The 14,856-nt window shown below is 67.4% G+C and carries 13 protein-coding genes; 7 read left to right on the top strand and 6 right to left on the bottom strand.

Going from position 1 to position 14,856, the window contains the following annotated elements; translation table 11 throughout:
• The first annotated feature begins 12 nt into the window (after positions 1–12).
• From ACWGQ2_RS02545 to ACWGQ2_RS02530, 4 genes are all read left to right on the top strand, one after another.
• Complete coding sequence (locus tag ACWGQ2_RS02545) at positions 13–756, top strand: DUF5058 family protein (RefSeq protein WP_452014007.1); 744 nt, start codon at positions 13–15, stop codon at positions 754–756.
• Between the two features lie 29 nt (positions 757–785).
• Positions 786–1,511 (top strand): hypothetical protein, encoded by a 726-nt coding sequence (locus ACWGQ2_RS02540; RefSeq protein WP_452014005.1) that lies wholly within the window; start codon positions 786–788, stop codon positions 1,509–1,511.
• A 68-nt stretch (positions 1,512–1,579) separates the two neighbouring features.
• Entirely contained in the window at positions 1,580–2,845 is a 1,266-nt protein-coding gene (locus tag ACWGQ2_RS02535) for an amidohydrolase (RefSeq protein ID WP_452014003.1), read from the top strand.
• A gap of 2 nt (positions 2,846–2,847) precedes the next feature.
• Positions 2,848–4,317, top strand: coding sequence for an amidase (locus ACWGQ2_RS02530; RefSeq protein ID WP_452014001.1), 1,470 nt, complete (start codon positions 2,848–2,850; stop codon positions 4,315–4,317).
• 87 nt (positions 4,318–4,404) lie between these two features.
• On the opposite strand, the gene ACWGQ2_RS02525 is transcribed toward ACWGQ2_RS02530, so the two are convergent.
• The 5 genes from ACWGQ2_RS02525 to ACWGQ2_RS02505 form a co-directional block, all read right to left on the bottom strand.
• Positions 4,405–5,103: an L-ribulose-5-phosphate 4-epimerase gene (locus tag ACWGQ2_RS02525; RefSeq protein WP_452013999.1), complete on the bottom strand. Its 699-nt coding sequence runs from the start codon at positions 5,101–5,103 to the stop codon at positions 4,405–4,407.
• Complete coding sequence (araB, locus tag ACWGQ2_RS02520; protein WP_452013997.1) at positions 5,103–6,794, bottom strand: ribulokinase; 1,692 nt, start codon at positions 6,792–6,794, stop codon at positions 5,103–5,105. The genes ACWGQ2_RS02525 and araB overlap by 1 nt, the downstream gene beginning before the upstream one ends.
• A gap of 113 nt (positions 6,795–6,907) precedes the next feature.
• A complete protein-coding gene (locus ACWGQ2_RS02515; protein ID WP_452013995.1) occupies positions 6,908–7,897 on the bottom strand; it encodes an ABC transporter permease subunit in 990 nt (329 codons plus the stop codon).
• Between the two features lies 1 nt (position 7,898).
• Positions 7,899–9,425, bottom strand: a complete 1,527-nt coding sequence (locus tag ACWGQ2_RS02510) for a sugar ABC transporter ATP-binding protein (protein WP_452013993.1) — start codon at positions 9,423–9,425, stop codon at positions 7,899–7,901.
• 67 nt (positions 9,426–9,492) lie between these two features.
• Positions 9,493–10,455 carry an ABC transporter substrate-binding protein gene (locus ACWGQ2_RS02505; RefSeq protein ID WP_452013991.1) on the bottom strand — a complete coding sequence of 321 codons (963 nt, stop codon included), beginning with the start codon at positions 10,453–10,455 and terminating at the stop codon, positions 9,493–9,495.
• Positions 10,456–10,661: 206 nt separating this feature from the next.
• Here ACWGQ2_RS02505 and ACWGQ2_RS02500 point away from each other — a divergent pair, with 206 nt between their 5' ends.
• The 3 genes from ACWGQ2_RS02500 (at position 10,662) to ACWGQ2_RS02490 (ending at position 14,199) form a co-directional block, all read left to right on the top strand.
• Entirely contained in the window at positions 10,662–11,714 is a 1,053-nt protein-coding gene (locus tag ACWGQ2_RS02500; protein ID WP_452013989.1) for a LacI family DNA-binding transcriptional regulator, read from the top strand.
• The gene (locus tag ACWGQ2_RS02495) at positions 11,711–12,703 is read left to right on the top strand and encodes a class I mannose-6-phosphate isomerase (protein WP_452013987.1); all 993 of its coding nucleotides are present in this window, start codon (positions 11,711–11,713) and stop codon (positions 12,701–12,703) included. The genes ACWGQ2_RS02500 and ACWGQ2_RS02495 overlap by 4 nt, the downstream gene beginning before the upstream one ends.
• A 71-nt stretch (positions 12,704–12,774) precedes the next feature.
• On the top strand, positions 12,775–14,199 hold the full coding sequence (locus ACWGQ2_RS02490) for a xylulokinase (protein ID WP_452013985.1): 1,425 nt from the start codon (positions 12,775–12,777) through the stop codon (positions 14,197–14,199).
• Here the strand turns inward: ACWGQ2_RS02490 and ACWGQ2_RS02485 are convergent.
• Entirely contained in the window at positions 14,196–14,786 is a 591-nt protein-coding gene (locus tag ACWGQ2_RS02485) for a rhodanese-like domain-containing protein (RefSeq protein WP_452013983.1), read from the bottom strand. The two genes, ACWGQ2_RS02490 and ACWGQ2_RS02485, sit on opposite strands and share 4 nt — an antisense overlap.
• Positions 14,787–14,856 lie beyond the last annotated feature (70 nt).

Below are 14,856 nucleotides of genomic sequence, written 5' to 3'. Positions count from 1 at the left end.
GAGCACCCCCCCATGCGTCTCGTTCCCGCCCGTGACGGCAGTTCGACCGACATCCTGGCCATCGCCAACATTCCCATCCTCTGGGTGTTCGCGCTGGCAGTGTTCGCCGTCGTTATCATCCAGAGCCTGATCTACATGAAGGCCGCAGCCAAGGCCGGACCGGCAGCAGATATCTCCAAGACCGAGCTGCGTGCCTCCTTCCGGGCCGGAGCGGTGGCCGCCACCGGACCGTCGCTGGCTGTGGTGCTGGTGAGCATTGCGCTGCTGTCCCTGTTCGGCACCCCCGCCGTCCTGACCCGGATCGGGCTGGTGGGCTCCGCCGCCACCGAAACGGCGTCGGCCTCCATAGCCGCCGGCACCATGGGCGCAGAACTGGGCGGCGCGGACTACACCCAGACCGTATACGCGGTGGCCTTCACCGCCATGAGCCTGTCCGGCGCCATGTGGATGGTCTGCTGCCTGATCTTCACCCCGCTGCTTCGCCGCGGTGACACCAAGCTGCGCAAGGTAAACCCGGGCCTGATGGCAATCATCCCCACTGCTGCCCTGCTGGGCGCGTTCGCCAGCCTGGGCGTCGCTGAGCTGCCCAAGAGCGGCGTGCATATGCTGACCGTCGCCGCGTCCGCCGCCGTCATGGGCATGTGCCTGTTCCTGGCCAAGCGGCTGCAGGCGCCCTGGCTTCGTGAGTGGGGACTTGGCATCTCCATTGTGCTGGGCCTGGTCATCGCCTACCTCGCCCACACCGCCGGCGCCTAACTACCCCCACCCTCGAAGGAGAACGGCTTATGTCCAACACCGCCACGGGCGCCCAGGCCTCCGCGCTCGCCGAATTCGACCGCACCACCTCCCGGTGGGGCCAGCTGACCATGACCGCAGCCCTGCTGCTCTCTCTGGCCGGCCCCGCCTACCTTGTATTCTTCGCCGACCTCGGGGTCACGGGCACCATGGTGCTCACGGCGGCCCTCGCCGTCGGCGCCTCGTTCTTTGTGCTTTGGTTCGTTGAACCCATCACCTACTACCCGGTGCTGGGACCGGCCGCGATGTACCAGGCGTTTATGATCGGGAACCTGGCCAACAAGCTGCTGCCCGCCGCGATGGTTGCCCAGGCAACCATCGGTGCGAAGTCCGGCACCAAAAAGGCCGACTTCTCCGCCATCATGGCCATCTGCGGCGCCGCCATGGTGCACGTGCTGTCCATGCTGATTTTCGTGGGCCTGCTGGGCACCTGGCTGCTGAGCCTGGTTCCGCTGGAAGTCATGGAAGTCACCCGCATCTACATTTTCCCGGCCATCATCGGCGCCGTGATCGTGCAGCTGGTGGTTTCCGCCAAGCAGCCCCGCATCACCATCGTTGCCGTAGGCGTGGCGCTCCTGGTCATCTTTGTCCTGGTTCCGCTTGTTCCGGCCCTGGCCAAGCTGGCCACCGGCATCAGCGTGGTGGTCACCGCCGTGCTGGCCTGGTTCGTCCGGGACCGGAACGCTGCCGCCGGCAAAGCCGAACTGGTTAACTGACCCCCGACGCCGGTAGGCCGGCTCCGCATTTGACCGGGCCACCGCCCGTAACTGAAAGGTTTATCTCCATGAGCACCACCGCATCCACAGACACCAACGCACTGCTTGACTCCCTCGGCTACGGCGCCGAGGACCAGCAGAAGCTGCATGAAACCTACCGCTACCTGCACACCCACCCGGAACTGTCCATGCAGGAAACCGAGACCGCCGGGTTCCTGGCCGGACGGCTGGAACAGCTGGGACTTGAGGTCTTCACCTGCGGCGGCACCGGCGTCGTTGGCATCCTGCGCAACGGTGACGGTCCCGTGGTGGGCTACCGCGCAGATACCGACGGGCTTCCCATCGAGGAGAACACGGGCCTGGAGTACGCCAGCACTGCCACCGGCACGCTGGAAGACGGCACCGCGGTGCCGGTAATGCACGGCTGCGGACACGACACACACATGTCCGTGGCCCTGGCAGCCGCGGAGCTGCTGGCCCGCACCCCGGACGCCTGGGCGGGGACCGTTGTGTTCATCTTCCAGCCCGGCGAAGAGACTGCGGCCGGCGCCCGGGCGATGGTCGAGGATGGACTCTGGGACCGTGCACCGAAGCCCGAGGTGATCTACGGCCAGCACGTGTGGCCCGGCGTCGCCGGCGGAATTGAAATCAGCAGCGGCACCGCCATGGCCATGGCAGATTCCTGGCGGGTCACGGTCCTGGGCCGGCAGGCGCACGGCTCGCAGCCGGAGAAGTCGATCGACCCGATCGTGCTGGGGGCGCACATGATCGTGCGGATCCAGACCATCCTGGGCAGGGAAGTGCCGGCCCGTGAATCCGCAGTCATCACGGTGGGCACGTTCCACGGCGGCCTGAAGGAAAACATCATCCCGGGCAGCGCCGAGTTCACGCTCAACGTGCGAAGCTTCGAACCGGCGGTCCGCGAGCAGGTGCTCAGCGCACTGCGGCGCATCCTCGCCGCGGAGGCAGCGGCGTCGGGCGCACCGGAACCGGTGATCGAGGAGATCTCCAGCTTCCCGCGGTGCTACAACGAGCCCGCTGCCGCTGCCGAAGCAACCGCTGCCCTGCGCGGAGCCCTGGGGGCGGAGAACGTCCGCGAGGTGCCGCCGGTCATGGGCAGCGAGGACTTCGGCCTGCTGGCCGAGGCAATCGGAGTGCCCTCCGTCTACTGGATGTTCGGTTCCACCCGCGCGGAACGGCTGGAAGCAGGCGAAGAAGTGGCCGGAAACCACTCGCCGGAATTCGCTCCCGAGGTTGAGCCGACGCTCGGCACCGGGCTTACCGCTGCGCTGGCGGCGATCCTTGGCCGGACCGGCACGGCGGAGCAGGGGTAGGCATGGCCCCTACGCCGTCCACCGAGTCGGTCCAGGCGATGTCGGCGGTAGAACTGACCGCCGCCATCCGCGCCCGCACGCTCTCCGCCCGGGAAGCGCTGGCTGCGCACCTAGAGCAGATTGAGGCGGTGAACCCGGCGATCAACGCCGTTGTCACCCTGGATCCCGACGCCGCCTGGCAGGCAGCGCGCGCCGCGGACGAACAGACCGCAAAGACGGGCGGGAACGGGCTGCCGCTGCTGCACGGGCTGCCCATGACCCACAAGGACACCCACGCGACCCGCGGACTGCGCACCACCCAGGGCTCGCCGCTGTTCCGCGACTTCGTGCCGGACGAGGATGAGCTGATCATCGCGCGGCTCAAGGCAGCCGGCGTTGTCACGACCGGGAAGTCCAATGTGCCGGAGTTCGCCGCGGGGTCGCATACCTTCAACGAGGTTTTCGGCACCACCACAAACCCGTATGCGCCGGACCGCAGTGCCGGCGGCAGCAGCGGGGGAGCCGCGGCCGCGCTGGGAGCCCGGATCCAGGCGGTGAGCGACGGCAGCGACATGGGCGGTTCACTGCGGATTCCAGCCTCGTTCTGCAACGTGGTGGGTTTCCGCCCCTCGGCCGGCACGGTCCCTGCCTGGCCGGTGAAGGACGTGTACAGCTGGCTGAGCCGCAGCGGCCCCATGGCACGGGAAGTGGCCGACGTCGCGCTGATGCTCAGCGCCGTTGCCGGGCCGGACCGGCGGCGGCCGCCTGAAGCCGCCCTGGAAGCCGGGGCCTTCGCGCGGCCGCTGGACCGGGACCTGACCGGGCTGCGCGTGGCGTGGACCCCGGACTTCGGGCTGGGAATCCCGGTGGAACCTGAGGTGCTGGAGGTGCTTCAGGGACAGCTGGCCGTTTTCGAGCAGCTCGGCGCCCGCGTGGAGCAGGCCTGCCCGGACCTGCGCGAGGCGGACACGGTGTTCCGGAATACCCGCGCACTGGAATTCGTCCAGGCCTTTGGCCCGCTGGTCCGGGAACACGGTGAAGCGGTCAAGCCGGAGGTGCACTGGAATGTGGAGGAAGGCCTTGCCCTGACCGCGCAGGATCTGGCGGACACAGCTGCGGCCCGCACCCGCCTGCACCTGGCTGTGCAGGACTTCTTCAGCCGGTTCGACGTCCTGCTGGCTCCGGCGGCCCAGGTATTGCCCTTTGATGCCGGCCTGCGCTGGCCGGACACCGTCAGCGGCGTCCGGATGGAGACCTACCTGGACTGGATGCGTGCCGCGTGCGTCATTTCCGCCACGGGTTTGCCGGCGCTCTCCATGCCCGCCGGATTCAGCTCCGGGGGACTGCCGGTGGGCATGCAGATGGTGATGAACCACAACGAGGACTTTGAACTGCTCCAGGTGGCGCGGGCCTTTGAACAGGCCACCGGCTTCGCCCGGCAGGCGCCGCCGGTTCAGGCTGTGCGTCCGCCCGGCGTGTCTGCGGGCGGGTAACGCCGGCCGGGCGGACAGCGGGAAAAGAGAAGGAGCCCGGGGCATGTGCCCCGGGCTCCTTCTGCGCCTTGGCGCCAGGAAGAATTCCTAGTGCTGGCCGTAGACATTCTGGTAGCGGTTATACAGGGAATCGATCATGGCCGGTTCGATCGGCTTGGGTTCGCCGAGCTGCCGGGAGATGTGCACCGTGCGGGCCACTTCCTCGCAGAGGACGGCGGTCTTCACCGCGGACCGGGCGTCCTTGCCCACGGTGAACGGGCCGTGGTTCTGCATCAGCACGGCCCGGGAACGCGAGGCGGCAAGCGTCTGGACGATGCCCTCTCCGATTGAGTCGTCACCGATAAGTGCGAACGGGCCCACCGGGATTTCTCCGCCGAACTCATCGCCCATCATGGTCAGCACACAGGGGATGGGTTCTGCCCGCGCCGCCCAGGCGGTGGCATAGGTGGAGTGGGTGTGCACCACACCTCCGATGTCCTCCATATGGCGGTAGACGTAGGCGTGTGCCGCCGTGTCCGAGGAGGGGGCGAAATCACCTTCGACCAGGGTGCCGAACAGGTCGGTTACCACCATGGCGTCCGCGGTGAGATCGGAGTAGGCCACGCCGCTGGGCTTGATGACCATCAGGTCTGCGCCGGGGACGCGGGCGGAGATGTTCCCCGCCGTCCAGACCACCAGTTCGTTGGCAACCAGTTCCGCGTGCAGTGCGGCAACCTCTGCCTTCAGGCGGTCGACGTCGTCGCGGAAAGCCGCGGGCACGCCTGCGGTGGATGATGCGGTGTTCATCAGGAGACTCCCGTCTGTGAAGCGGTCCGCCCGGCAACCGCCGCGCGGCGCATGGCTTTGAGCCGATGCATAACGTTGTTGCCGCCGCGGCCGAAGTAGTCGTGCAGCAGGCGGTACTCGTCGAAGAGCTGCTGGTAGGCGCGGGCGCTGTCCGGGTCCGGCAGGTACGCGTTGCGGCGCACGTTGCCCATGGTTTCGGCGGCGGTGCGGATGTCCGGGTACGCTCCGGCGGCCACGGCCGCGTGGATCGCGGAGCCCAGGGCAGGGCCCTGGGAGGATCCGATGACGGAGATCGGCATGTTCAGCACGTCGCAGTAGATCTGCATCAGCAGCGGGTTCTTCAGCAGCCCGCCGGCCACGGTCAGTTCGCGCACCGGAACGCCGCTGTCATTGAAGGCTTCCACGATCACCCGGGTGCCGAAGGCCGTGGCCTCGAGCAGGGCCCGGTACATGTCCTCCGGCCGGGTGGCCAGGGTCTGGCCCACGAACAGTCCGGAGAGTTCGTGGTCCACCAGCACGGAGCGGTTTCCGCTGTGCCAGTCCAGTGCCAGCAGTCCGTGTTCGCCGATGGCCTGCTGCGCGGCCAGCTCGGTGAGGTATTCGTGGACGCCAAGGCCGTGCTCGGCTGCAGCGCTGACGTACGACGCCGGCACGCAGGTGCGGACGAACCAGCCGAAGATGTCGCCCACACCGCTTTGGCCGGCTTCGTAGCCCCACAGGCCTTCCACAATGCCGCCGTCGACGGCGCCGCACATGCCCGGGACGTCCGCCGGGCCCTCGGCGCTCATAACGTGGCAGGTGGAGGTGCCCATAATGGCGACCATCTGTCCGGGTTCCACGGCTTTGGCCGCCGGGGCGGTGACGTGCGCGTCCACGTTGCCCACGGCGACGGCGATGCCTGCGGGCAGGCCGGTCCAGGCTGCGGCTTCCGAGCTCAGGGCGCCGGCGCGGCCGGACAGCTGCCCGATCGTGTGCTCGAGCTTGTCGGTGACGAAACCGGCGAAGTCCGGGTTCAGTTCGCGCAGGAAGTCCGCTGAGGGATATGCCCCGTCCTGATAGATGCCCTTGTAGCCGGCGGTGCACGCGTTGCGGACATAGGAACCGGTGAGCTGCCAGACGATCCAGTCGGCCGCCTCGACCCAGTGGTCCATGGCCGCGTAGATTTCCGGGTCTTCCTCGAGCAGCTGCAGGGCCTTGGCGAATTCCCACTCGGAGGAAATCAGCCCGCCGTAGCGGGAGAGCCACTTCTCGCCGCGTGCAGCGGCGAGCTCGTTGATGCGGTCCGCCTGGCCCTGGGCGGCGTGGTGGCGCCACAGCTTGACGTAGGCGTGCGGGCGGCCGGCAAACTCCGGCACCTCGCACAGCGGCACGCCGCCGGAGGTTACCGGCACCATGGTGCAGGCGGTGAAGTCGGTGGCCAGCCCGATCACCCGGGCGGGGTCGATGCCGGCGCGGCGCACAGCCTCGGGGACGGCGCGCTGCAGCACCTGGATGTAGTCGGCGGGTACCTGCAGAGCCCATTCGGGCGGCAGCTGCACGCCGCCGCCGGGCAGGGTCTCAGTGAGCACCGCGTGCGGATACTCATATGCTGCGTCGGCGAGTTCCGCGCCGTCGGAAACCCGGACCACAACGGCCCGGCCGGAGAGGGTGCCGTAGTCAACACCAATGACGTAGCTGTCTTCAAGGTTCATGGAGGAGGTCCTGGGGGAGGAGGATCGCGGAGGCGAAGGGGCTTGAACGTGGGGGTGCGAAAGGCCTGCCCCCTGCCGGAACAGGGGACAGGCCTGCGGTCAGGACGCCGGGGTTAGGCGCGCTTGAAGTTCTTCAGCCCGTCAATGCCGACGGCGAGGACGATTACCGCACCCTTGACGACCAGCTGCCAGAAGAACGGAACATTCATCAGGACCAGGCCGTTGCTGAGCACACCGATGATCAGCGCACCGATGAGGGTGCCCACAATCCGGCCGCGGCCGCCGGCAAGGGCGGTGCCGCCGAGGACGACGGCGGCGATTGCGTCCAGTTCGTAGCCTTCACCGGCGCGGGGCTGGCCGCTCTCCACCCGGGCGGCGAAGATAACGCCGGCCAGGCCGGCGCAGGCGCCCATGATCAGGTAGACGCGTACCAGGGTCCACTTGACCTTGATGCCGGCCAGGCGGGCAGCTTCGCGGTTGCCGCCGATTGCGTAGATGTGCCGGCCGAACTTGGTGCGTTCCAGGACGAACCAGAGGACGGCGTAGACAACAAGCATCAGGACCACCGGCGTCGGGATGCCGGCGATACCGCCGTTACCGAGGGCACGGAAACCGAGGTCGCTGGCGATCAGCGGCTGGGCGTCGGTGAGGGAGTAGGAGAAACCGCGGATGTACGTCAGGGCGCCCAGGGTGATGATGAACGCCGGGAGGCCCAGATAGGCGATCAGGCTGCCGTTCACCAGGCCGGTTGCGGCGCCCACGACGATGCCGCCGAGGACGGCCACAATGGCAGGGGCTCCGGCGGTCCAGAGCAGGACGGAGCTGACACCGGTCAGGGCGACCACGGATCCCACTGACAGGTCGATGCCGCCGGTGAGGATCACCAGGGTCATGCCTGCGGCGAGGATCGCGTTGATGGAGACCGCCCGGGCGACGTTCAGGCCGTTGTCGACGCTGAGGAAGTTCGGCGCGAACATGCTCATCATCACAACAAGCAGGACCAGCACAGCCAGGATGCCGTAGCGGTCCCAGAGCCAGGGCAGGTCGGGGCCCTTCTTGGCAACGGGTGCGGAGGAGGATGGGTTCTTAGTGAGTGTGGACATTTTACTTTTCCCCCAGAAGCTGGGATTCGGCGGATCCTTCGGTGGCGACGCCGGTGGCGTACATCATCACGGACTGTTCGGTTGCTTCAGACCGGCTGAATTCCTGAACCAGCTGGCCGTCGCGGACAGCGAAGACGCGGTCACTGATGCCCAGCGCCTCCGGCAGGTCCGAGGAGATAACCAGCACCGCGACGCCCTGGGCCACCAGGTCGTCGATGATGCGGTAGATCTCCTGCTTGGCGCCAATGTCGACGCCGCGGGTGGGCTCGTCGAGGATGAGCACCTTGGGTTCGAGCATCAGCCAGCGGGAAAGGACAACCTTCTGCTGGTTTCCGCCGGAAAGGCCGCTCACCAGCTGGTCGATTGAAGTGCTGCGCACCCGCAGTGAGGCGACCTCTTTCTTGACCGCATCCCGGACCCGGCGCTTTTTGATGACGCCGGCGGAGCTGAAGCGGCCGAAAGTGGTCATGGCGGCGTTGTCGCGGATGGACATGTCAAGGAAGAGTGCCTGCTCCTTGCGGCTCTCGGGCAGCAGGCCGATCCGGTGGCGGATGGCGTCCCGCGGCTCACTGATCCGCACTTCTTCGCCATCGATGCTGATGGTGCCGCCGGTCTTGGGATCTGCTCCGAAGATCATGCGTGCGAGTTCGGTGCGTCCGGCGCCGACCAGGCCAACAAGGCCCACAACTTCGCCGGCGCGGATGTCCAGGTCCACGGGACCGATTCCCCGGCCGTTGGTCAGCCCGCGCACGGACAGGACGGTGGGGCCGGCTTCCCGGTCCTCGTGGACGTAAAGATTGTCGACGTCGCGGCCCACCATCCGGTTCACGATGTCTGCCGGGGTTGCTTCGTCCCGGCTGGTGGTGGAAACCCAGCGGCCGTCCCGCAGGACGGTGATCCGGTCCGAAAGCTTCCAGACTTCTTCCATGCGGTGGCTGATGTAGGCCAGGGCCATGCCCCGGCCGCGCATGTCCTCCACCAGCTCGAAGAGCCGGTCGGCTTCGGCCTGGGAGAGCGAGGCAGTGGGTTCGTCCAGGACCAGGATCTTGGCGTCTTCCGCCACGGCGCGGGCGATTTCCACCATCTGCTGCATACCCACGGAGAGGCGGCCGATCGGCAGGTCCACCGGGACGTTCGCGCCGATCCGGTCAAGCTTCTCCTGCGCGGAGCGGCGCAGCACCTTCCGGTCCAGGAGTCCGCCGCGGCCCGGTTCGCTGCCGAGGGACAGGTTTTCCGCCACCGTCATGTCCGGAACGGTGTTCAGTTCCTGGTGGATGATGGCGATGCCTTTGGAGAGGGCATCACGGGGACTGGTGATGGAGACCTGCTCGCCGTTCAGCTCAATCGTGCCTGCGTCGGGTGTGTAGACGCCGGAGAGGATTTTCATGAGCGTGGACTTGCCGGCGCCGTTTTCCCCCATCAGCGCGTGAACTTCGCCCGCATGGAGTTCCAAGTGGACGTCATCGAGGGCTACGGCGCCGCCGAATTTCTTGCTGACTCCGCTCATGCGCAGTAAAGGATTAGTCATTGCATTGCAGCCTTTGTTGGTGCGGTGGGAAACGCCGGCGGCCGGAATCCGGCCGCCGGCGCGGAGGTTACTGCCAGCCCTTGTAAGTCGCGAGGTTGGAGGAATCAACAATGGAGCTCGGCACCAGGACGGTGTCGTTTTCCAGGGTTTCTCCGGAGCGCAGCTTCACGGCCATTTCCAGGGCGGTGGAACCGAGCAGGTTCGGGTCCTGTGCGGCGGTGCCCTTGAACATGGAGGCGGCCTTGCCCATTTCCTCCACGGCCTCGGGGGAGCCGTCGACGCCGGTGATGATCAGGTCGGTCTTGCCGGCCTGCTGGGCGGCAAGGTTGGCGCCCAGGGCAGAGGGATCGTTGACGCCGAAGATGCCGACGATGCCCGGGGAAGCGGTGATCATGTCCGTGGCCAGGGTCAGGGCACGCTCACGGCCGTTGTTGCCGTTCTGCTGGCCAACAACCTTCACCTCAGGAGCTTCGGCGAGTGCTTCTTCGCAGCCTGCCACGCGGTCCTGGATGGAGGTGGTGGGCGTGCCGTCGATGATGAGGATGTCGCCCTTGCCGCCGATCTGCTCGATCAGGCTTTCACAGGCGAGCCGGCCGGCCTGCACGTTGTCGGTGGTGACCGTGGCTTCGGCGTTCTTGGCTCCTACGTCAACGGCGACGACGGTGATGCCGGCGTCACGTGCACGCTGGACGGCCGGGCCGATGCCCTCGGAGTCGACGGCGTTGATCAGGAGGACGTCGATGCCCTGCTGGATGAACGCATCAATCTGGTCGTTCTGAACTGCGAGGTCCTGGCGGCCGTCCTGTGCGGTGAAGGTGGCGCCCAGTTCTTCGGCAGCGCTTTCCACGCCGTTCTTCATGGAGGCGAAGAACGGGTTGCCCAGGTCCTGGACCATAAGGCCAACGGAGGTAACTTCCGTGCTCTGTTCGCCCCCGGAAGAAGAAGCGTTCAGGTCCTCGGTGCAGGCTGAGAGGGAAACCGCGGCCAGGGCCAGGGCCCCAAGCAGCGAGGCGCTTTTCAGTGCCTTCATGTAGATACTCCTTTGTAGTCTCATTCTGACGTGTCCTGGGGCAGCGGACCGCTCGTCCACGGGTGCTCCGTAACCAAAGCAGTTCCAAGAGTGCGAAGTAATCTGCGCCATTCTGACAACGTTGTCTCGCAATGCTATACAGGTAAGACAACGTTGTCTAACATCGTCGTCACCCCTCGTCGCAGAGTGCAAGGAAGGAGTCAGCCATGGTGCAGGAACCGCCTGGCCAGAACCGCCGTGCCACCATGACCGATGTCGCCCGCCGTGCGGGAGTGAGCCTAAAAACCGTCTCCCGGGTTGTCAACGGTGTTTCCACCGTGGACCCGGTACTGAGCGCCCGTGTCCGCCAGGCGGCGGAGGAGCTGGGCTTCCGTCCCAATTTCGCTGCCTCCGTGCTGCGGTCCGGAGGCCACACGGCCACCATCGGGCTGCTGATCAAGGACCTGCGCAACGAGTTCTACTCGACCATCGCCGCCGCGGCAGCCGACGTCGCCCGCCGGAACGGGTTCCAGATGATCACGGCGCACTCGGGAGAGAACGCAGATGAGGAGCTCGAAGCCGTCCAGGACCTCTGCCGCCGCCGGGTGGACGGGGTGCTGATCGTACCCACCTCGGGTGACCACGCCGGACTCCGCACTGAAATGGACCTTGGAACGCCCATGGTGTTCCTGGACCGCCGCCCCGAAGGCCTCTCGGCGGATGCGGTGGTGCTGGATAACCTCGGCGGTGCCCGTGCCGCCGCCGGAATGCTGCTGGACCAGGGGCACACCCGGCTCGGGATCCTGGTGGACACCCTGAAGATGACCACCATGAGCGAACGCCTCGAAGGTGTCCGGCAGGCGTATGGCGAACGCGGCCTCGACTTTGCCCAGGCCACGGTGATCCATAACGTCGGGGCCCCCGAACAGGCCGAGGCACGGATGGACTCGGTGCTTGCCGGGCAGGACGTGCCCACCGCCTTCTTCTGCGGCAACAACCGCTCCGGCCTGGGCGCGCTGCGCTCACTGTGGAGCCACGGCCGCGGCGAGCCGCTGGTGTGCTTTGACGACTTCTACCTCTCGGAGCTGATGCCCCGGCCCCTGACCGTTGTTGGCTATGACAACTACGCGCTTGGAGCCCTGGGCGCCGAGCTGCTCTTTCGAAGAATCCGGGGCGAGGATTTTGCCCCTGAAACGGTGGTGCTGCCCACCCGGCTGCTGCAGCGCGGCACCGGCACCCACCCTGCCCGTCCGAACGAACCAACCCCAGGAACCAAGTGACTGCACCAATTTTCCTTCCCAGCAACCAGCCCGCCGACCGCTTTTACCGTGGCGGCGAAAAGATCCGCGGCTTCCGAGGAACTGCCGCCGCCGGAGACCGGGTCCCCGAGGACTGGGTAGGTTCCACCACCACCCTGTTCGGTGAGCCCGTCCTGGGCCTGAGCGAAACCGCACCCGCCCGGCTGCTGCGCGACGAGATCACCGCCGACCCCGTCGCCTGGCTCGGCGAGGAGCACGTCAACCGCTACGGAGCGGACACCATGCTGCTGGTGAAGCTGCTCGACGCCGGGCAGCGGCTGCCCGTCCACCTGCACCCTGAAGGTGCCTTCGCTGCCGAGCACCTGGACCGCCGGCACGGCAAGGCCGAAGCCTGGTACATCCTGGAGGGCGGCGCCGTCTACCTGGGCTTCAACCGGGAAATCAGCGACGAGGAACTCCGCAGCTGGGTGGATGAACAGAACATTCCGGCCATGCTGGCAGCCATGCACCGGGTGGACGTTAACCCCGGTGACAGCGTCTATGTTCCGCCGGGCTGCCCCCACGCAATCGGCGAGGGGATTTTCCTGGTCGAGGTCCAGGAACCCGAGGACCTTTCCATCCTGCTCGAATGGAAGGACTTCGCCATTGATGGCCCCGCGCAGGGCCACCTGGGGCTGGGTTTCGACACGGCCCTGCAGGCCACGGATACCCGGGCACTGGACGCCGGCGACGTCGATGCCCTGGTGGTCCGAGGCGGATCGGGAAGCGCCACCCTGGCACCTTCTTCCGCAGCGTACTTCCGTGCCGAGCGCATCGACGTCGAAAGCAGCACCGTGCTTGAGCCCGGCTTCAGCATCCTGGTGGCACTGGACGGCGGGGGAGAACTGTCCACCGCTGAGGGCAGCTGGCCGCTGTCCGCCGGTGACACGGTTCTGCTGCCCTTCGCGGCCGGTGAGCTGAAGCTGACCGGCACCCTGTCAGCGATCCGCTGCCGTCCGCCGAAGGCCTGACGCCCTTTCCGGTTTCCCGCCGGCCCGCCCGCTTTTTCCTGCCTGTTTCTGCCTTTTCGAAAGGTGCACCCATGCCCCTGGTCGCCGGAGTGGACAGCTCCACCCAATCCTGCAAGGTCGTCATCCGCGACGCGGCTACCGGCGAGGTGCTCCGCCGCGGCACTGCCCGGCACGCACCCGGGACGGAAGTTGATCCGGAAACGTGGTGGGATGCGCTGCAGGAAGCCGTTGGGGCCGCGGGCGGAATCGACGACGCCGCAGCCATTGCGGTATCCGGACAGCAGCACGGCATGGTGTGCCTGGACGAGGACGGCGCCGTGGTGCGCCCGGCACTGCTGTGGAATGACACGCGGTCAGCCGACGCCGCCCGCAGCCTGATCGCCGAGGCCGGGCGGGAATCCGGAATGGACGGCGCCGGGTACTGGGCCCAGGCCACGGGAACGGTTCCGGTAGCCTCCATTACCGCGGCCAAACTCCGCTGGCTGGCCGAGAACGAACCGGAGAACGCTGCCCGCGCAGCCGCCGTCTGCCTGCCGCATGACTGGCTCAGCTGGAGGCTCGCCGGCTTCGGTCCGGGAAGCGGGGCTGAAGGCCTTGCAAAGCTCTGCACTGATCGCTCCGACGCTTCGGGCACCGGCTACTGGTCTCCAGCCCTGGGCCAGTACCTGCCCGAGGTCCTGAAAGGGATCCTTGGCCATGTTCCGGTGCTGCCCCGGGTCCTGGACCCGCTGGAGTCGGGACTGAGCACTCCGTCCGGCCAGCTCATTGCGGCCGGCAGCGGGGACAACGCCGGTGCCGCACTGGGCGTCGGCGCGGACCTGGGCGACGTCGTCGTTTCGGTGGGCACGTCCGGCACTGTGTTCGCGGTGACGGACACACCAACCCAGGATCCATCCGGTCTGGTGGCCGGGTTCGCCGATGCTGCCGGGAACTTCCTGCCGCTGGCCTGCACCCTGAACGGCTCCCGGGTGCTGGATGCCACGGCGGCGCTGCTCGGCGTTGATCTGCCGGCGTTCTCCGAACTGGCCCTGTCCGCGCCGTCCGGTGCCGGAGGCCTGACTATGGTTCCCTATTTTGAAGGCGAGCGGACCCCCAACCTTCCCACCGCCACGGGTTCCTTGCATGGGATGACGCTGCAGAACTACACCCCGGCCAACCTGGCCCGGGCCGCGGTGGAGGCGATTGCCTGCTCGCTGGCGGACGGGCTGGCTGCCCTCACCGGTTCCGGAACACAGGTGCGGCGGATCATTTTGGTGGGCGGCGCGGCCCGGTCCGAAGCTCTGCAGCAGGCGATTTCGGCTGTGTTCGGCCAGCCGGTCACTGTTCCGGTTCCGGATGAATATGTGGCCAACGGTGCTGCCCGGCAGGCGGCCGCGGCTCTGTCCGGAGCCTGGCCCGAGTGGCCGCTAGCCGGTGCTGCCACGGTGGCTGCCGAGCCGGCCCCTGAAGTCCTGGACCGGTACCGTGCTGCGGCAGCTGCCGCGAACCCCCGCTAGCGGTCCAGGTTCGCCTGGATCTCTTCCCAGGACGGCTCGGTAGCGCCCTGGTTCCAGGGCAGGTAGGCCAGGGCCTTGCCCATGGCGCAGGTGTTGGAAAGGGCAGAGAACACCAGGCCGCCGCTGATGCCGCCGGCCAGCACCCGGAACTTCGGGGATGCGATGCGTCCGGCGAGCAGGCCGAGGCCTACGAGGCTTCCGGCAGCGAAGCGCACCTGGCGCTCCATGTCCCAGACCTGCTTGCCGCGGACCACGGAACCGCCGGCCTTCTCGACGTCGTCCACGCTGCCGGTGAGCACCTGCCCGCCCTGCAGCCCGGCGGCGGCGAGGCGCTCATGTGCCTGCTTGGCACGTACACCGGACTGGCAGAGCAGTACGACGCCGTCATCCAGCCGGGCGGCCAGCTCAACAGTGTGCGCCGAAAGCATGGGCAGCGGAATGTTGTGGGAGCCCGGGATGTGTGCGGACTCGAACTCAGCCGGGTTCCGGACGTCGATGACCGTGAGGGCCGGGGTGTCCTCGAGCAGGGACTTCAGGGTGTGGGCGTCGATGGTCTTGGTGGTCTCTGCGGTGGCAGCGGGGGACATCGGGATCCTTCGGTGTTGGTGGCCGGAGTGGAGCGTCCACCCTATGGGCCGAATCTGGGAGAAACCCCGG

Source organism: Arthrobacter sp. NPDC055585, assembly GCF_053619115.1.
Note: the sequence above shows the minus strand (reverse complement) of the source record. Positions and strands in the feature narration are given on the sequence as shown.